The sequence below is a fragment of the Pontivivens nitratireducens genome, from assembly GCF_014235845.1.
GTDB lineage: Bacteria > Pseudomonadota > Alphaproteobacteria > Rhodobacterales > Rhodobacteraceae > Pontivivens > Pontivivens nitratireducens.
Genome location: NZ_JACJUQ010000004.1, coordinates 251,978 through 273,155, shown reverse-complemented (window position 1 = coordinate 273,155; position 21,178 = coordinate 251,978). Strand labels below are relative to the sequence as shown.

The 21,178-nt window shown below is 65.2% G+C and carries 24 protein-coding genes, 1 tRNA gene and 1 riboswitch; of the genes, 10 read left to right on the top strand and 15 right to left on the bottom strand.

The genetic code is table 11. From position 1 onward, the window contains the following. Positions 1 to 5: 5 nt before the first annotated feature. Positions 6 to 581 carry a ubiquinol-cytochrome c reductase iron-sulfur subunit gene (gene petA / locus H1S03_RS07230; RefSeq protein ID WP_185803813.1) on the bottom strand — a complete coding sequence of 192 codons (576 nt, stop codon included), beginning with the start codon at positions 579 to 581 and terminating at the stop codon, positions 6 to 8. Positions 582 to 759: 178 nt separating this feature from the next. Between petA and H1S03_RS07225 the strand changes: the two genes are divergently transcribed. Further along, positions 760 to 1,194, top strand: a complete 435-nt coding sequence (locus H1S03_RS07225; protein ID WP_185803812.1) for a TrmH family RNA methyltransferase — start codon at positions 760 to 762, stop codon at positions 1,192 to 1,194. Between the two features lie 14 nt (positions 1,195 to 1,208). On the opposite strand, the gene H1S03_RS07220 is transcribed toward H1S03_RS07225, so the two are convergent. From H1S03_RS07220 to H1S03_RS07190, 7 genes are all read right to left on the bottom strand, one after another. Then, complete coding sequence (locus H1S03_RS07220) at positions 1,209 to 1,703, bottom strand: hypothetical protein (RefSeq protein ID WP_185803811.1); 495 nt, start codon at positions 1,701 to 1,703, stop codon at positions 1,209 to 1,211. Between the two features lie 129 nt (positions 1,704 to 1,832). Continuing rightward, positions 1,833 to 3,758, bottom strand: a complete 1,926-nt coding sequence (gene dxs, locus H1S03_RS07215) for a 1-deoxy-D-xylulose-5-phosphate synthase (protein ID WP_185803810.1) — start codon at positions 3,756 to 3,758, stop codon at positions 1,833 to 1,835. A 23-nt stretch (positions 3,759 to 3,781) separates the two neighbouring features. Continuing rightward, a complete protein-coding gene (locus tag H1S03_RS07210) occupies positions 3,782 to 4,663 on the bottom strand; it encodes a polyprenyl synthetase family protein (protein ID WP_185803809.1) in 882 nt (293 codons plus the stop codon). After that, positions 4,663 to 4,893, bottom strand: coding sequence for an exodeoxyribonuclease VII small subunit (locus tag H1S03_RS07205; RefSeq protein WP_166189357.1), 231 nt, complete (start codon positions 4,891 to 4,893; stop codon positions 4,663 to 4,665). The genes H1S03_RS07210 and H1S03_RS07205 overlap by 1 nt, the downstream gene beginning before the upstream one ends. Further along, positions 4,890 to 5,816: a histone deacetylase family protein gene (locus H1S03_RS07200; RefSeq protein WP_185803808.1), complete on the bottom strand. Its 927-nt coding sequence runs from the start codon at positions 5,814 to 5,816 to the stop codon at positions 4,890 to 4,892. Before H1S03_RS07200 ends, H1S03_RS07205 begins: the two co-directional genes overlap by 4 nt. Before the next feature lie 60 nt (positions 5,817 to 5,876). Next, positions 5,877 to 6,584 (bottom strand): response regulator, encoded by a 708-nt coding sequence (locus H1S03_RS07195; protein WP_185803807.1) that lies wholly within the window; start codon positions 6,582 to 6,584, stop codon positions 5,877 to 5,879. After that, a complete protein-coding gene (locus tag H1S03_RS07190) occupies positions 6,577 to 7,092 on the bottom strand; it encodes a MarR family winged helix-turn-helix transcriptional regulator (protein ID WP_185803806.1) in 516 nt (171 codons plus the stop codon). The genes H1S03_RS07195 and H1S03_RS07190 overlap by 8 nt, the downstream gene beginning before the upstream one ends. Positions 7,093 to 7,260: 168 nt before the next feature. On the opposite strand from H1S03_RS07190, the gene H1S03_RS07185 reads away from it, so the two are divergent. Further along, positions 7,261 to 8,136 (top strand): branched-chain amino acid aminotransferase, encoded by an 876-nt coding sequence (locus H1S03_RS07185; RefSeq protein WP_185803805.1) that lies wholly within the window; start codon positions 7,261 to 7,263, stop codon positions 8,134 to 8,136. An 85-nt stretch (positions 8,137 to 8,221) separates the two neighbouring features. Here the strand turns inward: H1S03_RS07185 and H1S03_RS07180 are convergent, their stop codons facing one another. From H1S03_RS07180 to H1S03_RS07170, 3 genes are read right to left on the bottom strand one after another with little or no spacing between them, the layout of a single operon-like run. Beyond that, positions 8,222 to 9,007, bottom strand: coding sequence for an ABC transporter substrate-binding protein (locus H1S03_RS07180; RefSeq protein WP_185803804.1), 786 nt, complete (start codon positions 9,005 to 9,007; stop codon positions 8,222 to 8,224). Beyond that, positions 9,004 to 9,765 (bottom strand): ATP-binding cassette domain-containing protein, encoded by a 762-nt coding sequence (locus H1S03_RS07175; RefSeq protein WP_185803803.1) that lies wholly within the window; start codon positions 9,763 to 9,765, stop codon positions 9,004 to 9,006. The genes H1S03_RS07180 and H1S03_RS07175 overlap by 4 nt, the downstream gene beginning before the upstream one ends. Continuing rightward, entirely contained in the window at positions 9,758 to 10,465 is a 708-nt protein-coding gene (locus H1S03_RS07170) for an ABC transporter permease (protein WP_185803833.1), read from the bottom strand. Before H1S03_RS07170 ends, H1S03_RS07175 begins: the two co-directional genes overlap by 8 nt. A 289-nt stretch (positions 10,466 to 10,754) precedes the next feature. On the opposite strand from H1S03_RS07170, the gene rsfS reads away from it, so the two are divergent. Both rsfS and rlmH read left to right on the top strand, forming a co-directional pair. Further along, positions 10,755 to 11,195, top strand: a complete 441-nt coding sequence (rsfS, locus tag H1S03_RS07165; protein ID WP_166189377.1) for a ribosome silencing factor — start codon at positions 10,755 to 10,757, stop codon at positions 11,193 to 11,195. 7 nt (positions 11,196 to 11,202) lie between these two features. Then, positions 11,203 to 11,673: a 23S rRNA (pseudouridine(1915)-N(3))-methyltransferase RlmH gene (gene rlmH, locus H1S03_RS07160; RefSeq protein ID WP_185803802.1), complete on the top strand. Its 471-nt coding sequence runs from the start codon at positions 11,203 to 11,205 to the stop codon at positions 11,671 to 11,673. Positions 11,674 to 11,717: 44 nt separating this feature from the next. Here rlmH and H1S03_RS07155 read toward each other — a convergent pair whose 3' ends face one another. Genes H1S03_RS07155 through H1S03_RS07140 form a run of 4 tightly spaced genes read right to left on the bottom strand, consistent with a single transcriptional unit; the run spans position 11,718 to position 14,087 of the window. After that, positions 11,718 to 11,897 carry a Trm112 family protein gene (locus tag H1S03_RS07155; protein ID WP_166189382.1) on the bottom strand — a complete coding sequence of 60 codons (180 nt, stop codon included), beginning with the start codon at positions 11,895 to 11,897 and terminating at the stop codon, positions 11,718 to 11,720. Between the two features lie 13 nt (positions 11,898 to 11,910). Beyond that, positions 11,911 to 12,564, bottom strand: coding sequence for an LON peptidase substrate-binding domain-containing protein (locus tag H1S03_RS07150; protein WP_166189385.1), 654 nt, complete (start codon positions 12,562 to 12,564; stop codon positions 11,911 to 11,913). After that, positions 12,564 to 13,478 carry a thioredoxin family protein gene (locus tag H1S03_RS07145; RefSeq protein ID WP_185803832.1) on the bottom strand — a complete coding sequence of 305 codons (915 nt, stop codon included), beginning with the start codon at positions 13,476 to 13,478 and terminating at the stop codon, positions 12,564 to 12,566. Before H1S03_RS07145 ends, H1S03_RS07150 begins: the two co-directional genes overlap by 1 nt. Positions 13,479 to 13,535: 57 nt before the next feature. Beyond that, on the bottom strand, positions 13,536 to 14,087 hold the full coding sequence (locus H1S03_RS07140) for a prolyl-tRNA synthetase associated domain-containing protein (protein ID WP_185803801.1): 552 nt from the start codon (positions 14,085 to 14,087) through the stop codon (positions 13,536 to 13,538). Positions 14,088 to 14,311: 224 nt separating this feature from the next. On the opposite strand from H1S03_RS07140, the gene H1S03_RS07135 reads away from it, so the two are divergent. From H1S03_RS07135 to H1S03_RS07110, 6 genes are all read left to right on the top strand, one after another. Next, positions 14,312 to 14,386 (top strand) — tRNA-Gly (locus tag H1S03_RS07135). 99 nt (positions 14,387 to 14,485) lie between these two features. Next, a riboswitch (cobalamin riboswitch) is annotated at positions 14,486 to 14,692 on the top strand. A gap of 98 nt (positions 14,693 to 14,790) precedes the next feature. Then, positions 14,791 to 15,150, top strand: coding sequence for a DUF1636 domain-containing protein (locus H1S03_RS07130; protein ID WP_166189391.1), 360 nt, complete (start codon positions 14,791 to 14,793; stop codon positions 15,148 to 15,150). A gap of 2 nt (positions 15,151 to 15,152) precedes the next feature. Continuing rightward, a complete protein-coding gene (cobW, locus tag H1S03_RS07125; RefSeq protein WP_185803800.1) occupies positions 15,153 to 16,187 on the top strand; it encodes a cobalamin biosynthesis protein CobW in 1,035 nt (344 codons plus the stop codon). Positions 16,188 to 16,193: 6 nt separating this feature from the next. After that, positions 16,194 to 19,430, top strand: coding sequence for a cobaltochelatase subunit CobN (cobN, locus tag H1S03_RS07120; RefSeq protein ID WP_185803799.1), 3,237 nt, complete (start codon positions 16,194 to 16,196; stop codon positions 19,428 to 19,430). Beyond that, positions 19,430 to 20,542: a precorrin-3B synthase gene (locus H1S03_RS07115; RefSeq protein ID WP_185803798.1), complete on the top strand. Its 1,113-nt coding sequence runs from the start codon at positions 19,430 to 19,432 to the stop codon at positions 20,540 to 20,542. Before cobN ends, H1S03_RS07115 begins: the two co-directional genes overlap by 1 nt. Before the next feature lie 2 nt (positions 20,543 to 20,544). Then, positions 20,545 to 21,174, top strand: coding sequence for a precorrin-8X methylmutase (locus H1S03_RS07110; protein ID WP_185803797.1), 630 nt, complete (start codon positions 20,545 to 20,547; stop codon positions 21,172 to 21,174). The last annotated feature ends 4 nt before the right edge of the window (positions 21,175 to 21,178 follow it).

Here is a 21,178-nt window from a genome sequence, read left to right as displayed (position 1 = left end):
CTCCCTTATCCGAGTTGAATGACGGTATCGGAGATGAACTCCGCGACCGGGACGTGAAGGTTCTGAGGCGCAGGCCCGCGGCGGATACGGCCTGCCGTATCATAGTGCGAACCGTGGCACGGGCAGAACCAGCCACCGAAATCGCCGGCGCCATCGCCCAGCGGCACGCAGCCCAGATGGGTGCACACGCCCTGCATCACCAGCCATTCACCGGATTCGCCCAAGGTGCGGTTTTCGTCCGTGGCGGGGCTGTCCACACCGCCGGGGCTGTTGGGGTTGCGTGATTCCGGATCCTTGAGATCGTCGAGCGACACCTGGCGAGCGTCCTCGATCTCCTCCTGCGTGCGGCGGCGAATGAACACCGGCTTGCCCAGGAACAGCACGGTCAGCTGCGTGCCCTCGGTTAAGCCTGACACGTCAACCGGGATGGACGCCATCGCCTGTACATCGGCGGACGGATTCATCTGATTGACCAGTGGCCACACGGCGGCGCCGGCGGCAACGGCCCCTGCGCCGGCAGTGGCCACGTAAAGAAAGTCGCGGCGGCTTGGTTCTTCTGCGGTCTGGGACACGGTACGCATCTCCCCTCTTCGGTTTCGGCCCCTTGCAATGGCGCGGGGCCAACGTCATCTTCCGATATCGCGGCAAAGTGCGGCGATCTGGGTTTCACCTACACCGTGCGCGCGTGTCGGTCCAGCAGACAGTGCGCCGCATGGTGCGCAAGCGATGCATCCGCGCCACGCAGGGAGGTCTGTCACTATGCGACTTGCGGTATTCGAGCCTGACATCGCGGCAAATCTGGGCGCGATGATCCGCATCTGTGCCTGCTTCGGCACCGGACTGGACGTGATCGAGCCGTGCGGTTTCCCCCTGTCGGACAAGGCTTTGCGGCGCGCGGCGATGGATTACATGCCCGAGGGGGGCTATCGCCGCCACGATTCGTGGGCCGCGTTTCGCCCCACGGTGCCGGGGCGTCTGATCCTGCTGACCACCGGTTCCAGCGTCCCCTTGCACGGGTTCGCATTCGAGGCGGAGGACACGTTGATGGTTGGGCGCGAATCCGCAGGCGTGCCCGATGCCGTCGCCGCCCGCTGCGATGCCGGTGTGCGGATCGCGATGCCGGGCGGCGGGCGCTCGCTGAATGTCGGGGTTGCGGCGGGGATCGCCCTGCATGAGGCCTTGCGACCCGTCTGACCGTCGTTTCGGACCTACAGGAATATCAGACCGGCGTTGAACAGGGTTTGGCAGTCGGAGGCATCGCGAAACCTGTTGGAGGATGACAGGCTTGCCGCGACCGCCATGCCCGCCCCACGAAAGCGGGGGTCGTCGCACTCACCGTCGAACGGATAGCTGCCGCTGTCATTGCCGAAGTTGATGCCGGTCGCCGCCGGAACGGGAACAGCCATGGGCGCAGCCTGCGTGGCTATCGGCGCCGCCTGTACCGCCATCGGCGCTGCCTGGGTTGCCACGGGGGCGGCTTGCGTGGCCATAGGCGCTGCTTGCGTGGAGATCGGGGCCACCGGAGTCGCCACCCGGGTGGCCTGTGGCGCCATCGGTGCGACCGGCGTCGCCGCGCGCGTGGCCGGAACAGCAGAGCCCTTGCCGGCCGCCGCCGGAGCCTGAACCGCGAGACCGGGCGATGTCGTCGCACATCCGGATATAGCGATCGACGTTGCCAGTAAAACAGGAATGGACAGCCGCATTTCGTTTCCTCTCTCTAAGAACTGGACGTCAGTGTGAGGATGAAAGCACGCCGAGGGAACGATAGATTTCGGAAAATACCGGAAATCTCCTGAAAAGAACCGGCCCGAAGCCCGTTTTTCAGTTGAGGATCAGCCCCGCGCCGCCATTTGTGCTACACCCAGCGCCGATAGAGCCTGTTCAACGATCTGCGGTGCGTTCATCGCAGCGACGTCGTACATCGCCTTGGGACTGTCCTGATCAATGAAGGTGTCAGGCAGGACCATCGGGCGGACCTTCAGTCCATGTTCCAACGCGCCCTCGACCGCCAGCAGATGCAACACGTGCGAGGAGAAACCGCCCACTGCGCCCTCCTCCAGCGTGATCAATACCTCATGCTCCCGCGCCAGACGCAGGATCATGTCGCGGTCCAGCGGCTTGGCAAAGCGGGCATCGGCCAGGGTGGTGGAAATGCCGCGCGCCTCCAGATCCTCATGCGCCTTGATCGCCTCGGCCATGCGGGCGCCGAAGTTCAGGATCGCGACCTTGGTGCCCTCACGCAGGATGCGGCCCTTGCCGATCTCGATGGGGATGCCGCGTTCGGGCATGTCCACGCCCATCCCCTCACCCCGTGGAAAGCGGAAGGCGGAGGGGCGATCGTCGATCGCGGCGGCGGTGGCGACCATGTGCACCAGTTCCGCCTCGTCCGCGGCGGCCATGACCACGAAATCGGGCAGGTTCGACAGATAGGCGATATCGAACGTCCCCGCATGGGTCGCCCCGTCCGCGCCGACCAGCCCGGCCCGGTCGATGGCGAAGCGCACGGGCAGGCGCTGGATTGCCACGTCATGCACGACCTGATCGTAACCGCGTTGCAGGAAGGTGGAGTAAATGGCGGCAAACGGCTTGCATCCGCCTGCGGCCAGACCGGCGGCGAAGGTCACGGCATGTTGCTCCGCGATGCCCACGTCGAAACACCGCTTGGGAAAGCGTTCCGCGAACAGGTTCAGCCCGGTTCCGTCGGGCATCGCGGCGGTGATGGCGCAAATCTGCTCGTCACGCGCGGCCTCATCCATCAGGGCCTTGGCGAAGACCTTGGTGTAGCTCGGCGCGTTCGAGGCGGATTTCTTTTGCTCGCCGGTGATGACGTCGAATTTCGCGCGGGCGTGTCCCTTGTCCGCCGCGCCCTCGGCCGGAGCATAGCCCTTGCCCTTTTTGGTGATGGTGTGGATCAGGACCGGACCGGTTGCGCGGGCGTGCACGGCCCGCAGGACGGCCAGCAACTGTTCCATGTCATGCCCGTCGATCGGGCCGATATAGGAAAAGCCCAGCTCCTCGAACAAGGTGCCGCCGACGGTCAGGCCCTTGAGCAGATCCTTCGCCCGCTTGGCCCCCTCGCGGAAGGGTGGGGGCAGCAGGCTGGCGGCAGTCTTCGCGGCATGTTTCAGTTCCTCGAACGGACCCTCGGCATAAAGACGCGAAAGATAGGATGACATCGCGCCGGTCGGCGGGGCGATGCTCATCTCGTTGTCGTTGAGGATCACGAACATCCGCTTGCCCAGATGCCCGGCATTGTTCATCGCCTCATAAGCCATGCCGGCGCTGATCGACCCGTCGCCGATCACCGCCACCGCATCGCCCAACCCCTCGGCGCATTTGCCGTGAAGCTCCCGCGCCATGGTAAAGCCGAGGGCCGCGGAAATGGAGGTGGAGGAATGCGCCGCCCCGAACGGATCGTAGGGGCTTTCCTTGCGCTTGGTAAAACCGCTCAGACCGCCTGCCATGCGCAAAGTGCGGATGCGGTCGCGCCGGCCCGTCAGGATCTTGTGCGGATAGCACTGGTGTCCGACATCCCAGATGATCTTGTCGCGCGGGGTGTCGAATACGGCGTGCAGCGCCACGGTCAGTTCCACCACGCCCAGACCCGCGCCCAGATGGCCGCCCGTCTCACTTACCGCGCTGATCGTTTCGGCCCGCAACTCATCCGCGACACGCGACAGTTCGGAATCGGAAAACTGCGCGAGGTCAGACGGAAAGGCCACGCGGTCCAGCAGGGGTGTATCGGGGCGTTGGGCCAAGTCGGGGTCTCCTCGGGAATCTGCTACGTCGTTCGTGAAATCGTATATCGGGCGGCATCCGCGAGCGCGTCTGCACGGGTGCCGAAGGGCCTTAGAGCAAAGATAGCCTGCGCGATCAATTCGTCCGCCTTTTGCCGCGCGCCATCCACGCCCAGCAATGACACATAGGTCGCCTTGCCCGCTTGTGCATCCTTGTTCAATGCCTTGCCCGCCGCCGCTTCGTCACCGTCCACGTCCAGCAGGTCATCGCGGATTTGAAAGGCAGCGCCCAAGGCATCGGCATAGCGGGTCAGCGCGTCCCGCGCGGTGCTGTCGCTCTGCCCCAGAAGGGCGCCGGACTGGGCCGCGAACCGGATCAGGGCCCCGGTCTTCAGCGCCTGCAAAGTGCGGATTTCGACAAGGTCGAGCATTCGGCCCGCCGTTTCCGCCGCGATATCCATCGCCTGTCCGCCAACCATTCCCCCCTGACCGGAGGCAGCGGCCAGCGCGGAAACCAGGGCGATCCGCACCGACGGATCGGGATGTGTTGCGGGGTCGGACAGAATCGCAAAAGCCTGCGTTTGCAGCGCATCACCGGCCAGAACCGCTGTCGCCTCGTCCCATTTGCGGTGCACCGTCGGGCGACCGCGCCGCAGATCGTCGTCGTCCATGCAGGGCAGGTCGTCGTGGATCAGGCTGTAGGCGTGCAAGCATTCGATGGCGGCGGCGGTATTGAGCGCCCGATCGCGCGACACGTCGAACAGGGCGGCACTTTCCACCACCAGAAATCCACGCAGGCGCTTTCCACCGCCCAGCGTGCCCCAGCGCATCGCCTCGGCAATCGCGTCCCCGGTGGGCAGCAGCGCATCGAGACGCGCTTCCAGATCGGTGGCAATGGTGCCCAGATATTCGGGAAAATCCCGCATTATTCGTAGCTTGCCGGTGTCGCGCCGCTGCCCTCGCCGGTGATCTGGGCGATCTTCTCCTCGGCGCGGCCGAGCTGGGTTTCGCAATGCTTTTTCAGCGCGGCACCACGTTCGTAGAGCGTGATCGACTGTTCCAGCGCGACATCGCCGCGTTCCAGCTTGGCGACAACCTGTTCCAGTTCCGCCATGGCTTGCTCGAAAGTGAGGTCCTCGACCTTGGGTTCGCTCATCGCTTTTCCTTTTCGATCAATACGTTGACATGGGCCGCGACGGCCTCGGCCAGCGCGTTCAGATCATAGCCGCCTTCGAGTATGGACACGATCCGTCCCGCGCAATGCCGCGCTGCGATATCGCACAGCGCCTGCGTTAGCCAGACGAAATCCGCTGTCGCCCAATTAAGGTTCGCCAGCGGATCATCCTTGTGCGCGTCGAACCCGGTCGACAGGATCAGCAGGTCCGGCCTGTATGCTTCGAGGGCGGGAAACACCTTGCTTTCATAAGCTTCGCGCATTTGCGCGCCGCCACTTTCAGGCGGCAGGGGCACGTTCAGGATGTTGCCATGCGCGCCACGCTCATCGACGTCGCCGGTGCCGGGCCATAGCGGCATCTGGTGGGAGGAGATGAACAGCACCCGCTCCTCATCCCACAGCAGATCTTGCGTTCCGTTGCCGTGATGCACGTCGAAATCGACGATGGCGACACGGGCCAGGCCGTGCATGTCGAGCGCGTGTTTCGCAGCGGCAGCGACGTTCCCGAACAGGCAAAACCCCATCGGTGTGGTCTTTTCCGCGTGATGTCCCGGCGGGCGCATTGCGACGAATGCATTGCCACCGTTGGACAAGACCTCATCCACCGCAGCAATCGCGCCGCCGGCTGCATGCCGTGCCGCCCTCAGTGATCCGGGCGACATCCACGTGTCGGCATCCAGCTGAGCGAGGCCGGACGCGGGGCTGGCGGCGGTGATGGCGTCGATATGGCGCTGCGGATGCACGCGCAACAGCGCCGCGTCCGTAACCTCGGGCGCATCCCTTCTGTTGAGCGTGTCAAAAGGGGCGAGCGCCTTGAAGATCGCCTCGATCCTGGCGGCCCGTTCGGGATGGCCCTCAGGTGTCGCGTGGTCGAGGCTGGAAGGGTGAGTGAACAAGACTGTCATGGCCACACGTTAACAGCCCTGAAAACCGGCGTCACGGGGGGCTGCCCGGATTCCGTCCCCTCAGTCGGGAACCAGCATATACCCCGCACCCCGCACGGTTTGCAGGTAACGGGGGGATTTCGGATCGCTCTCGATCTTGCGCCGCAATCTGGTGATCTGCACGTCGATCGCGCGTTCCTGTGCCTGACCGTGATCGCGACCCAACGCCTCGATCAGGGCCTGACGGGTGATCGGGGTGTGCGGCTCGGCGGCGAAGATTCGCATCAGGGTCTGCTCGGTCGAGGTCAGCCGCACCTGCGTTTCACCCTGCCACATCTCACCCCGCCCGATATCATAGCGTACCGGGCCGAGCTGCATGGTCTTGGGCGGTTCATCCTTGCGTGGCCCCAGCGGGGCGCGGCGCAGAATGGCGTTGATGCGCGCGACCAGTTCACGCGGTTCGAACGGCTTGGGCAGGTAATCGTCGGCGCCTGCCTCCAGCCCGGTGATGCGGTCGTTGGCATCGCCGCGGGCGGTCAGCAACAGGATCGGCGTCGTGATCGTTTCGCGCAGCGCGCGGGTCAGGCTCAGACCATCCTCGCCCGGCATCATCACGTCGAGCACGATCAGATCGAATTCCAGATTTTCCAACAGCCGCCGGGCATGGGCGGCATCGCGCGCGCCCGAGACGAGGAAGCCCTGGCGAGACAGGAACTTTCGCAGCAGATCGCGGATGCGCTGGTCATCGTCCACAATCAGGATGTGGACGTCCATGGCCGGATCACTCACGCTCTTCCTCCATCAGGCTGAGCACGCGTGGGCGCATTTCGGGGTCGATCATCTGTTCCAGAACGGTGCGGAATCCGTGCACGGCCTCGGGCCCGGCCTCCATATACGCCTTGCGCATTCGGGTCCGCTGGGATTCCGACAGGGTGCGCTCCAGCGTTTTGCCGTTCTCGGTCAGGTAGAGGTTGCGCTGCCGGCGATCGACCTGACCGATGCGGCTTTCGATCAGGCCATCCTCGACCAACTGGCGAAGCACACGGTTCAGCGATTGCTTCGTCACCCCCAGGATGTCGAGCAGGGCGTTGACCGTCACGCCGGGACGGCGGTTCACGAAATGCAGCGCCCGGTGATGGGCGCGGCCATAGCCGTAATCCTCCAGCAATCGGTCGGGATCGGCGGTAAAACCGCGATAGGCGAAGAACATCAGCTCGATACCATTGCGAAGCTGATCGTCCGTCAGGAAAAGGAGTTGCTCACTGCGCGGGGCCGTGGCGGCGAAACGTCTGCTCATGGTCGGTCCTGCTTCTGGGCTGCGGTCCTTTTTAAGTCAGTCTTATTGACTATCCAAGACCGGAATGCTAGCCGAACCCTGTTTTAATGAAATATAATGGCCAGTGCGGGCACTTTCGCGCAACATATGAAAATCTTGGCCGAGCGGCCGTAATACGAGGGGATGACCATGGCGGGTGGATACGACGATCGGGATGGACACATCTGGATGGATGGCAAGATGGTGCCGTGGCGGGATGCGAACGTGCATGTCCTGACCCATGCGCTGCACTACGCATCCGCCGTATTCGAGGGGGAGCGCGCCTATAACGGCACGATCTTCAAGAGCCGCGAACATTCGGAGCGGCTGCTGCGCTCGGGCCGGCTGATCGAAGCGGAGATCCCCTATACGGTCGATCAGATCGAGGCGGCGAAGGCCGAAGTCCTGAAAGCCAGCGGTCTGAAGGACGCCTATGTCCGTGTGTTGGCATGGCGCGGATCGGGTGAGGATATGGGCGTCGCGTCGCAGCGCAACCCGGTGCGTATGGCCGTCGCCGCCTGGGAATGGGGCGCCTATTACGGCGATGCGAAGATGCAGGGCGCCAAGCTCGACATCTCGAAGTGGAAACGCCCCTCGCCCGAAACCATCCCGAGCGAGGCGAAGGCCGCCGGTCTTTACATGATCTGCACCATGTCCAAGCACGCGGCGGAGGCCAAAGGCTGCTCCGACGCGCTGATGATGGATTATCGCGGCTACGTGGCTGAGGCGACGGGCGCCAACGTGTTCTTCGTCAAGGACGGCAAGGTGCATACGCCCACGCCCGATTGCTTCCTCAACGGGATCACACGCCAGACCGTGATCGGAATGCTGCGCGATCGGGATGTCGAAGTGGTCGAGCGTCACATCATGGCCGACGAACTGGACGGCTTCGAGCAGTGCTGGCTGACCGGAACCGCGGCCGAGGTGACGCCCGTCGGGCAGATCGGGGAACACACGTTCGAGGTTGGCGCGTTGGCCCGGATGATTGCCGAAGATTACGAAAAGCTGGTGCGCGGGGAGGCCTGAGCCCCTCTCGGACTGCGCCATATCCTCGCCGCTGGCGTCCTTGGATGGGATGCCTCCGGCGGGGATATTTCGGGAAAGTGAACCGTTACTCCGTCGCGTTCGGGGTGAACAGAGGCGCGCCGTTCATGCGATAGGCGGCGATGGTCGCCTGTCCTTGCGGGCCGGTAATCCAGTCCACGAATATCCGGGCGCCTGTCGCATTGACGCTCGGGCAGTGGTCGGGTGAGACGGCAATGACCCCGTATTGATTGTTCAGATCGGCATGCCCTTCATAGGCAATGATCAGGTCCGCCGAATTGGCGAAGGTCAGCCACGTCGCGCGGTCGGTCAGGGTGTAGGCATCCATCGCGGCGGTGATGTTGAGCGTCGCACCCATGCCGGATCCGGTTTCGCGATACCATGTGCCCGACGACGTGGTCGGGTCGATGCCGGCCGCGCGCCACAGCTCCGTTTCGCGCCGATGGGTTCCGCTGTCATCCCCGCGAGAGAGGAAAGGCCCCTGCGCGCGGGCGAGAAGCGTGAGCGCATCCGCCGGACTGTCGGCCAGGATGACATCGGGGCCGATCAGGATGAAATCATTGTACATCACATCGCGGCGCGGCAGTCCGTATCCGGCGGCGACAAAGGCGTCCTCCGCCGCGTGGGCGTGGACCAGCAGCACGTCACCGTCGCAATTCGTGGCATTGCGGATCGCCTGTCCGGTGCCGACGGCGACAACCCGGGTTTCAATGCCTGTCTCGGCCTCGAACACCGGCAGCAAATGATCGTAGAGGCCGGAGTTCTGGGTCGAGGTAGTGGACTGGATCAGAATGTGATCCTGCGCGACTGCAGGCAGCGTCAGCAACACGAACAGGGATGCGAGGCGGATCATAGGTAGAGATCTCCTTGAAGATAGGCGGCAGCCTGCGCCGAGGCTGGCATATCGAAAAAGCGGGCGGCGGGGCTGTGTTCGGCCACCTGCCCGTCGTGCAGGAACAGGATATCATCGGCCAGGCGGCGCGCCTGACCCGCATCATGCGTCACCAGGATAACGCGTACCCCCTGGGCGGTGGCGCGCAGGATCAAGGCCTCGATGGCGGCGGTGGAGCGGGGATCGAGGTTGGATGTCGGTTCGTCCAGCAGCAGCAGGTCCGGGGCGGCTGCCATCGCGCGGACGAGAGCGAGGCGCTGCTGCTCCCCCCCTGACAGGGCGCGGGCCGGGGTGCGGGCGCGGTCCGTCAGATCACCGAATGCCAACAGCTCCATCGCGCGGGACAGCCGACGGCGCCGGGGCACCCCGTATTGCCGGAGGGCGTGGGACAGATTGCCCAATGTCGATCGGCGCAGCAGGACAGGTCGCTGGAACACCAGAGCGATGCGATGCTTCTCGGGCGCGTCGGGCCAGGCAAAGTGCACGGTGCCGCCATCGGGCTGGGCGAGCCCGGCAAGCAGGCGCAACAATTGCGTCTTTCCCGCACCGTTCGGCCCCATGATAGCGGAGACATCTGCTTGGCCCAGTTCGGCGCTGAGCCCGCGCAGGATCGGCTGTCCGCCGCGCCGAAGCTGTATGTCGTGCAACCGCACGGCCGGAGGCCGGGTCTGCGCCCCGCGATGATGTGCCAGATTGGTCAGGCGGTTGCTTTCAACCATCGGCCAGCCTGCGTGCAGTGGCCCGCATTCCCATCAGCGCGGCATTGATACCCAGCGACAGCGCCAGCAGGATCAGGCCGAGGCCCAGGGCAAGTTCCAGCGCCCCGCGTGAAGTTTCGAGCGCAATGGCGGTGGTCATCACGCGGGTGACATGGTCGATATTGCCGCCCACGATGATGACTGCGCCCACCTCCGCCAGTGCGCGGCCTGCACCGGCCAGCACGGCTGTGGTCAGGGCGAACCGTCCGTCCCACATCAGGGTCGCGGCCTGGGCTGTGCGGCTCATCCCCATAGTCGCGAACAGGTCGCGGTATTCCTCGGACAGGTCCGCCACGATCTGCGCGGTCAGGGCCGCGACGATGGGCGTGACGAGGACCGCTTGCGCCAGAATCATCGCGGCGGGCGTGTAGAGCAGGCCGAGGGGGCCAAGCGGGCCCGCCCGGCTGAGCAGCAGGTACAGCGTCAGCCCGACCACCACCGGTGGCAGGCCCATCGCGGCGTTGACCAAAACCAGCAGCGGCAGGCGGCCGGGAAACCGGCCCGCGCCGAGCGCAGCCCCCAGCGGAAACCCGATCAGGCAGGACAGCGCCACCGCCGCGCCCGAGACCAGCAACGACAGCCCGACGATCTGCATCAGGTCCGGGTCCAGCGTCAGCACCAGATCGAATGCTGCGAAAAACGCGGTCGTGAAATCCTGCATAACCTGCTCCGCTGCGTCGGTGATCTGCGTTCCGTATCCAGCATAGGGCTGCGCGGCGGCGACCGCCAATGTCCCGCGACAAATTCGCGGAGCTGAACCGCACACTAGCGGGGGCGAGGCGAACATGACCGGCGATCGTGCGGAACAGTCATGCGCGCGCGGTTTGAGATTGCGCGCGACAACACGTCGCGAATCGGCTATTCGGGCGCGTCCCGCCGTTGCGTAGGGTTGAGCGAACGGGGCAAAGTTGCTAAATTATAATAGTCTCGCGTGCCATTCCGGTGCGCAAATGAAGGAGGACATCGTTCTGTCGGAACGTGTTGCCGCGGTGGACACCACCGCACCGGACAGTGCCACGGTCACTACGGCACGAAACGCATTCAGCTCGGCAGAGATGCTGGCGCTGGTGCTGGCCTCGCTCGACGATGACAAGGCCGAAGAGGTCGTATCCATTCCGCTCAAGGGTAAATCCGCCATGGCGGACCATATGGTCGTGGCTTCGGGGCGATCCTCTCGTCAGGTTTCCGCAATGGCGGAAAAGCTGATTGATCGCGTCAAGGCGGCGACCGGAAAGTCGGCGCGCGTCGAGGGGCGTGACACCGGCGATTGGGTGCTGATCGACGCGGGCGATGTCATCGTGCATCTGTTCCGGCCGGAAGTGCGCGAGTTCTACCAGCTGGAAAAGATGTGGCTCGGCCCGATGGGCGAGCCGGATCAGCCGTCGACCTGATCGCGGCGTGCGGATTGCCATTGTCGCTGTCGGGCGTTTGCGTACAGGGCCCGAGAAGGACCTGATCGAGGATTACCTCGCTCGGTTCGACCGGTCCGGGCGGCCACATGGCCTCGGCCCGGTCGAGGTGATTGAGGTGGATGACCGCAAGGGCGGCGGCATGGCGGGTGAGGGCAAGCTGCTGGATGCCGCGATCCCCGCCGGTGCGTGGCGCATCGCGCTGGACGAGAGGGGCAAGCTCATCTCCTCGCCCGATTTCGCGACCATGCTTCAGGCGCGGGCAGATGACGGTCAGCGAGACATGGCGTTCATAATCGGGGGCGCAGATGGTATCGCGCCTGCTTTGCGAAAGACATGCCACGCTTCACTGAGTTTCGGGAAAATGGTCTGGCCGCACATGCTGGTGCGGGTGATGCTGGCCGAACAACTGTATCGGGCCGCGTCCATACGGGCGCAATCGCCGTATCACCGGGCCTGAGAGAGATAGATTCTGCCGGGAAATATCGTAGCGATACGCGGCGACTAATCGTCGATCTGGCGGGCAACCTCTGGCAGCATGACCGGCACCCCCTCCGTCACCGGATAGGCGAGGCCGGCATTGCGTGAAATCAGTTCCTTCGCCTCACGATCATAGACGAGCACGCCCCGCGTCACGGGACAGACGAGTGTTTCCAGCAATTTGCGATCCACCACCTGCGTCATCCTGCGCCCGCCTTCATTGCACGATCGACGTGTCGGTGCCATCGCCGGCGCGCAGGGCGAACTCCATCAACATCACCAGAGTCTCACGCCGGGTGGCCAGGGACGGCGCTTCGAGCAAGGCCTGCTTCTCCTCCGCCTCGAACGGGCAGAGCATCGACAGGGAGTTGATGAGCAACTCCTCATCCGCTTCCTTGAGGCTGTCCCAGTCGCTGGACAGTTGCGCACTGTCGAAAAAGCGCGACAGCAGGTCGAGAAAGGCGTGGCGGTCGAAGGCGTCGTCCTTCTCCTCGACACCCAGATCGCGGCCGAAGCTGCCCCAATCCAGCCGCGCGCGGCGGTAGGGGGTAAAGCCCTCGACCTCCTCGATCAGACGAAAGCGGGATATCCCGGTGAGAGACACGATATAGCGCCCGTCATCGGTTTCGGAGAATTGCGTGATGCGCCCCGCACAGCCGATGGAATGCAGGCGCGAGGTGCCCTGCGGCCCCTCGGCGGGCTGGATCATGGCAATCATCCGCTCCGGTGTTTTCAGCGCGTCGTCGAACATCGCCAGATAGCGCGGCTCAAACAGGTTGAGCGGCAACCGCGCACGGGGCAGCAGCAAGGCACCGCCCAGCGGAAAGATCGGCAGGACCTCGGGCAGATCGGCTGCGGCGAAGCGGCGCATCAGGAAAAGATCATCGAGCTGAGACGGCGGCGGCCCTTCGCCGTGGCGGGATCCTTGGGGCCCATCGCGTCGAACAGCTTGAACAATTGCTGGCGCGCGGCGTCGTCGTTCCAGTCGCGGTCGCGGCGGAAGATCTCCAGCAGACTGTCGATGGCCGCGTCGTTTTCGCCTGCGCCGATCTGGGCAAGGGCCAGGTCGAAGCGGGCCTGATGATCGTCGGGTGCGGCCTCGACAGCGGCTTGCAGCGTGTCCAGTTCACCCGCACCGGCGCTGGCCTCGGTCAGCTCGATCCGGGCGCGCACGGCGGAAATCTCCGCCGCCTCCGCGACCTGTTCCGGGGCGGCGTCCAGAACGGCCTTGGCCTGTGCTGTCTCACCCAGTGCCATATAGGCATTGGCCAGTCCGGCGATGGCGCGGGGCTGAGCGGGGTCTTCCTCCAGTATCGCGGCGAAGACCTGCGCGGCATCCGCGACCTCACCGGCATCCAGCATCTGCTCGGCCTGCTCGATCGCCTCATCCAGACCACCGGACATATCGCCGCCTGCGGCCTGCACGGTCTTCTCGATGAAGGCCTTGATCTGGCTCTGCGGCAGAGCGCCCTGGAACCCGTCGAGCGGTTGGCCCTGATAGAAGGCATAGACGGTGGGCACGGATTGGATGCGAAGCTGGGCGGCGATGGCCTGATTCTCATCCGCGTTCGCCTTGACCAGCTTCACCGCGCCGCGTGCGCCGGTGACTTCTGCCTCGATCATCGGGATGATTTGCTTGGATTGCGGAACCATCGCCGACCAGAAGACGACAAGGACCGGAACCTGCTGCGAGGCATCCACGACATCCGCCATAAAGGTGGCCTCGGTCGTGTCCTTGATCAGATCGGCGGTGTTTCCTGCGGGCGTGGCGTTGAGTTCGAGCATCATCTCTCTCTTATATCATATCTGCGCATATACGGCAGTATTGCCGCGGCAGATGCGTCAATTCGCGTTAGCGGCCAGTCCTGACGTCGCGGTCAGGGCGGCCTGTTCCAGTGCGTCGAAATCGACCAGTTCCGCCATATGGCCGGTATGGTCGAAGACGCGTATCAGATCTGTTGTGGAAATGGCGATGGTCGCCTCGTTGTGCAACGGGTGGCAGTGAAGTGTGTCGCTGTTCATCATCTGGGCATCCAGAACGATCCGTACAGCGTTCTGCGTATCGTTCACCACCGACAGCGGCGTGACCGCGCCGGGTGTGACGCCCAGATGGGTCAGCAGCAGGTCGGGCCTGGCGAAGCTGAGCTTCTTTACCCCGATGGCGCGTTCCAGATCGCGGATGCGGATGCGGCGGTTTTCCTCGCAGGTGACCAGGATCAGCGCGCCGGATTTGGATTTCAGGAACATGTTCTTGCAATGCGCGCCGGGGGTGTCGCGGACGGCAGCCTGACTTTGCTCGACGGTGAACAGCGCCTCGTGCCGTGTCAGCGTGAAGGGGATGTTCAGTTCATCCAGCAGTTCGACAAGATCGGTTTCGGTTTGCGCTTGTGGCATGTCGGTCCTCCCTTGCGCGGTGATGTGGTCGCCCCGATGGGGGGGCGCCACGGTTGGCGCGGGCAAGTTAGCGGCTGAGCGGACAGGCGCAAGGTATCGGCTTGCGACAGGTGCGAATGGCGCGTGCGAAGGTGGGTGAAAACCGGTTCGCGGAATATGAAAAAACCACGATTTTCCGCTTGCGGCCTCCGCACGAATCTTTATACATCGCCCCACCCAAGGATGCGGGCGTAGCTCAGGGGTAGAGCGCAACCTTGCCAAGGTTGAAGTCGGGCGTTCGAATCGCCTCGCCCGCTCCAAATTTTCCTACTTACATTGTTAGCGTGGTAGGGAATTTGGAGCGCCGACGTGATGCGCGACGTTCCCCCCGATCTTTCTTGACAATCCGCCGTATCGCGCCGCAAGTGTGTGGCGTTGGTTCCCGCCATCCGGCGGGTGAAAAGGGAATGTGCACGGTCATCAGACTGCAAGCACAGCCGCCCCCGCGACCGTGACCGAAGAGGTCCCTCACGCCACTGACCGCAAGGTTGGGAAGGGGAGGGGCCGCCGGGGGACCCCCTCCGAACTTCGCAAGCCGGGAGACCTGCCAGCAAGAGATGTAACCGGCGAACGGGGTGTTTCGTGACTGGCATGTGCAGGCTGCGTTTCCCCGCCTGTTCGCTGGCACTCCTCCCCGCCGTCCGCGTAAGGTAAGGCTGGTGCGATGGTAAAGACCGTTCTGATGGTATGTACGACCTGCAAGGGTGTCGGAGAATACGACCCCGAGGCCCCGCGCCCCGGTGCCGTGCTGATGGACGCGCTGGCCGCCGAAACCCTGCCCGAAAATATCGAGCTGCGCCCGGTCGAATGTCTGTCGGCCTGCAATACCGGCTGCGCCATCGCATTGGCCGCGCCGGGCCGCTGGACCTATGTTTACGGCCGTCTCGACCCGGCCGAGCATGTGGCACAGATCGTCGAAGGGGCCAGTGCCTATGCCGCGAGCGAGGATGGCCTCGTGCCATGGCGGTCGCGTCCGCAAATTTTCCGCAAGCAATCCATCGCGCGCGTTCCGCCGCAGGAGTGAACATGACCGACCTGAACAAAATCCCCGTGACCGTCATCACCGGCTTCCTCGGCTCGGGCAAGACGACGCTGATCCGGCATCTGATGCAAAACCCGCAGGGGCGGCGTCTGGCCGTTCTGGTCAACGAATTCGGCACTGTCGGCGTGGATGGGGAGATTCTGAAGGCCTGTGCCGACGAAAACTGCCCTGAGGAAAACATCGTCGAGCTGGCCAATGGCTGCATCTGCTGCACGGTTGCCGATGATTTCATTCCCACGATCGAGGCGCTGATGGCCCTGCCGCAAAAGCCCGATCACATCGTGATTGAGACCAGCGGTCTGGCCCTGCCCAAGCCCTTGCTCAAGGCCTTCGAATGGCCGGCGATCCGGTCGCGCATCACCGTGGACGGTGTGGTCGCGCTGGCCGATGCGGAGGCTGTCGCCGCCGGTCGTTTCGCTCCGAACGTCGAGGCGGTGGAGGCGCAACGTCTCGCGGATGATTCGCTCGATCACGACACGCCCTTGTCCGAGGTGTTCGAGGATCAGATTTCATGCGCCGACATTATCCTGCTGACCAAGGCCGATCTGGTCGATGAGGCGCAGATGCAAAAGGCCCGCGACGTGATCGCCGCCGAATCCCCGCGCAAGGTATCGGTCGTGGCTATAAGCGAGGGCGACGTGGATCCGCGCGTGATCCTGGGGTTGGAGGCCGCAGCGGAGGATGATCTGGATGCGCGCCCCTCGCATCACGACGGCCATGACGACCATGAGCATGACGATTTCGACACCATCATGGTGGACCTGCCGGAAATCGCAGATACCGACACGCTGAAATCTGCGATCGAGGGCTTGGCCCGGTCGCATGATGTACTGCGGGTCAAGGGCTACATCGCGGTCGAGGGGAAGCCCATGCGGATGCTGGTACAGGCCGTGGGTGACCGGGTGCGGATGCAGTACGACACCCCGTGGGGCGGTCGGCCGCGCGTCTCCTCGCTGGTGGTGATCGCCGAGCATGACCGGATCGACCCCCCTGCCATTCGTGCCGCGCTGGGGGGCTGACGCACGATGCACGTCATCTTCCGCGAGAGCCACGGACTGGATCAGGGCGACACGCCGTTCGATGTCGGGCAGACGCCCGCCGATCTGGTGGCGATGTCGTTTTCGGATTCCGATCTGGGGGCCTTCGCGGCGGGATGGCATCGGGCCAGGGGCGGCTTGCCCGGTTTGCGGCTGGTCAATCTGGTGGCCCTGAAACATCCGCTGTCCGTCGATACTTACGTGGAGAACACGTTGCAGGCCGCGAAAGGCATCCTGATCCGTCTGATCGGCGGCGCGGGCTACTGGTCCTATGGCCTGATGCAGGTGCAGGATCTGGCCCGTCGCAAGGGGATCGCGCTGGCGATCCTGCCGGCGGACGGGCGAGAGGATACGCAGTTGGACGAGTTGTCCACCGTACCGGTCAGCACGCTGCGCCGTTTGCAGCATCTGTGCGATGCGGGCGGGGCTGCCGCGGCACAGGCGGCGCTGGCACAGATGGCGCTGGCGGCGGGTCTGTATGCCGGGCCGGTGATCGGGCAGAAATCCGTGCCGGATTTCGGATTCTATACTCCCGAGGATGGCGTGATCGCACAGGTGCCGCAGGATGCGCCCCTGGTCGTCGTCAGCTTCTACCGCAGCTATCTGACGGCGGCGGATACCGGCCCGGTGGATGCGCTGATCGCGGCCTTGCGCGATCGGGGATTTGCGGCTGTAGGTGCCTTCGCGCCCAGCCTGAAACAGCCAGAGGCGGCGGAATGGCTCACGGGTCAGCTGAAACGGCTGCAACCGGTCGCCATCGTCAATGCGACAGCGTTTTCCGCGCAGGGGGCAGGTGGGGCCGCATCGCCGCTGGATGTGGCGCAGGTGCCGGTCTTTCAGGTGTCGCTGTCCACGGCGCGGCGCAAGGATTGGGCGCTGGGCGACCGGGGGCTGTCGCCCGCCGATCTGGCCATGCATGTGGTCCTGCCCGAGGTTGACGGACGGCTGTTCGCCGGGCTGGTCAGCTTCAAGGAGCCGGGCAGGAAAGACCCCGATCTGCAATTCGCCCACTTCGGCCACCGCCCGCAGGTGGACATGATCGCGGCGGCGGCGGACAAGGTGGCGGCGTGGCACCGACTGGCGCAGGCCCCCGTGGCGGATCGGCGGCTGGCTGTCGTGCTGTCCACCTATCCGGGGCGCGACTACAATCTGGCGCATGCGGTCGGGCTGGACCCGCTGCAATCGAGCGTCGCGATGCTGGCCGATCTGGCCGCCAAGGGCTACACCGTCGATGTGCCGCAGGATCTGGGCCGCGCGCTGGAAACGCAGGTCATCGAATGGCCGGTCGCCGATTACGTGACAGCGCTGGAAACCTTGCCCGACGCGCTGCAAGAGGATCTGCTACAAGCATGGGGCGCGGTCGAGGATGACCCGGATGTGACCGGCGGCATGTTCCGTTTCCGTGCCGTCACGGCGGGTAACGCCCTGATCGCCTTGCAGCCGGAACGCGGCACGGTGGCGCAACGCGATGATGATTATCACGATCTGGCTCGCACACCCCGGCACGCCTATGTCGCGTTCTATCTGATGCTGCGGGCGCGCGGTCTGCACGCGCTGATCCATGTCGGCGCGCATGGCACGCTGGAATGGTTGCCGGGCAAGTCCGTTGCCCTGTCACAGGCGTGCTGGCCAGAAGTGCTCAGCGGCCCGACACCGACCATCTATCCGTTCATCGTCAATGATCCGGGTGAGGCCGCGCAGGCCAAGCGGCGGATCGGGGCGGTCACCTTGGGGCATCTGCCGCCGCCGATGGCCGAGTCCGCTGTGCCCGATGTGCTGAGCCGGCTGGAACAGTTGCTGGACGAATATTCTACCGCCGACGGTCTGGACCCGGCGCGACGCGACCGGTTGATCGGCGCGATCCGGGATGAGGCCCGCGCGCGCGGGGTTGAGGAGGATCTGGGCCTGACGCCCGACGCCTCGATGGCTGAGGCGATCACCCGCATCGACCGCTTCGTCTGCGATATCAAGGAAAGCCAGTTCGGTGACGGCCTGCACGTCTATGGCTCCGGTCAATGCGGCGCGGCGGAAATGGCAGGGCTGCACGCCGCGCTGGACGGAAGGCGAGTGCCGGCAGGGCCGTCAGGCTCCCCCTATCGCGGACGGGGCGACGTGATGCCGACCGGGCGCAACCTGTTCACCACCGATCCGCGCGCGGTCCCGTCGCGGGCCGCACATGCGCAGGGCGTCAAGCTGGCCGAGGAATTGCTGCGGCGACACTTGCAGGACCATGGCGACTGGCCGCGCGGGCTGGTCGTCGATCTGTGGGGGTCCGCCACGATGCGCACAGCGGGTGAGGAATTTGCCATGGCGCTGCATCTGGCCGGTCTCGCCCCGATCTGGGATGACGGGTCCGAACGTGTCAGCGGGTTCGAGATCGTGCCGCTGGTCCTGCTGAACCGGCCCCGCATCGACGTGACCCTGCGTGTCAGCGGCCTGTTCAGGGACGTGTTTCCCGGGCTGGCGCAGATGTTCGAGCTGGCGGCAGATGCTCTGGCCGATCGGGACGAGACGGCGCAGGACAACCCCTATCTGGCCCGCACGCCGCGTGTCTTCGGCCCGAAGCCGGGGCAGTTCGGCCTGGCCATGGGGGCGGACCTCGACATCTATACCGACGACGCCCGCACCCGGGCGGGTGAGGCGTGGTTGAGCGCCTCCGAATGGGCGATCGACGCCAAGGGCGATGCCACACGGGATCGCGCGGCATTGCAGGCGCGGCTGGGGGCGGCGGATGCCTTCGTGCATGTGCAGGATCTGGCCGAAACGGATGTTCTGCTGGCCGAGGATTACGCGAGTCACGAGGCGGGCTTCGCCGCAGCGCTGGCGGCGCTGGGCCACGCGCCCCCGGCGCTGTACCACATGGACAGCACGCGGATGGACAGCCCCCGCGCGCGCACCCTGCCCGAGGAAATCGCCCGAGTCGTCCGGGCGCGGGCCGCGAACCCGGCATGGGCGGACGGCATGATGCGCCACGGATTTCGCGGCGCGGCGGAGGTTGCGGCCACTCTCGACAACATGGCGGCCTTCGCGCATCTGGCGCAGGTCGTGCCCGGGCACCTGTTCGACGCCTATTTCGATGCCACGCTGGGGCGCGACGAAGTGGTCGCGTTCATGGAGCGGGAAAACCCGGCGGCCCTGGCCGCATTGCGGGCGCGGTTCGCGGCCCTGCATGCGGCGGGTCTGTGGGTGACGCGGCGCAACTCGGTTCTGGCGGAGTTGTCGTGATGACGCCGCAAACCGCAAGCCCGATCGTCAAGGGATGGTGCCCCGGCGCGCTGCGCCCGATGATGTCGGGCGACGGATATCTGGTGCGCATACGCCCCCCCATGGGTCGGTTGAGCATGCGGCAGGCCAGCGGAGTAGCAGCCCTGTCCGCGCGGTTCGGGAGTGGGCTGATCGACCTGTCGGCGCGGGCCAATCTGCAACTGCGCGGTGTTGCGGAACCCGCGCTGGGTGACGTTCAGGACGGCTTGCGCGACCTGGACCTGCTGGATCCGGACCCGGCGGCCGAGTCGCGGCGTAACCTGGTGATCTCGCCGTTTTGGACAACCGGGGACCTGACGCAGAGGATCGCGCGCGATCTGCAAGCGGCCTTGGTTGACGCGGTCGATCTGGACCTGCCCGGAAAGTTCGGGTTCGCCGTGGATTGCGGTGCGGCACCACTGCTGCGTGAGACCTCCGCCGATATTCGGATCGAGCGTGGACGCGATGGTCTGATTTGCCGCGCCGATGGCGCGGGCGAGGGCTGTGCGGTCAACGTCGACACCGCCGTCACCGTCGCGCTGGACATGGCACGGTGGTTCCGGACCGGCACGGAAAAGCGCATGGCCCGGCTGGTGCGACCGCTTCCGCATCGGTTCACGGGGGCTGTGGCGCGCCCGGCTGGTACGGTCGATAGGACGGGGCTGGCGGGCTTTGCCTTCGGGCGGATTCGGGCGGAGGTTCTGGCCGCGCTTGGCGCCGTGCGCCTGACCCCGTGGCGAATGCTGTTGGTGGAGGGGGGCATGGTCCCGGATCACCCCGATATTCTGCGCCCCGATGATCCGGTCCTGCGGGTCTCCGCCTGTCCGGGTGCGCCGGATTGCGCGCAGGGTCTGGTCGCGACGCGCGAGGTGGCCAAGGCCCTCGCAGGCGCGCTGCCCCACGGCAAAGGCCTGCACGTTTCAGGCTGTGCCAAGGGCTGCGCCCATCCGCGTCCGCAGGATTATACCCTGACCGGGCAGCCCGGCGGACGCTTCGTTCTGATCCGAAACGGTTGTGCCGGTGACGTGCCGGTGCGATCAGACCTCGACCCGTGCGCGCTGATCGCGGCACCCCACGAATTATTCGAAGGCTGACCATGCCCCATACCTATGTGACCGATGGCGCGGCCATCTATCTGGAATCCTTCGCTACGATCCGGCGTGAGGCGAACCTGTCGCGCTTCACCGCCGAGGAGGAGGTCGTTGCCGTGCGCATGATCCACGCCGCCGGCATGGTCGGGCTGGAGGAGCACATCGCCTTTTCCAGCGACATGCCCGTCGTCGCGCGCGCCGCGTTGGAGGCTGGCGCCCCGATCCTGTGCGATGCCCATATGGTCAGCGAGGGGGTGACGCGCACGCGCTTGCCCGCCGAAAACGAGGTGATCTGCACCCTGCGCGATCCGCGCGTGCCCGATATGGCCAAGGCGATGGGCAACACACGCTCCGCTGCGGCGCTGGAACTGTGGCGACCGCATCTGGCCGGGGCGCTGGTGGCGATCGGCAATGCGCCGACGGCCCTGTTCCATCTGCTCAACATGCTGGAGGATCCGGATTGCCCACGTCCGGCGGCCATCATCGGCTGCCCTGTCGGATTTGTCGGAGCGATGGAATCAAAGGCCGCCCTGATGGCGGCCCCCCCTGTGCCCAGTGTTGCGGTCATGGGGCGGCTGGGCGGATCGGCCATAACGGTGGCGGCGATCAACGCGCTGGCCAGCCGCAAGGAGTGAGAGC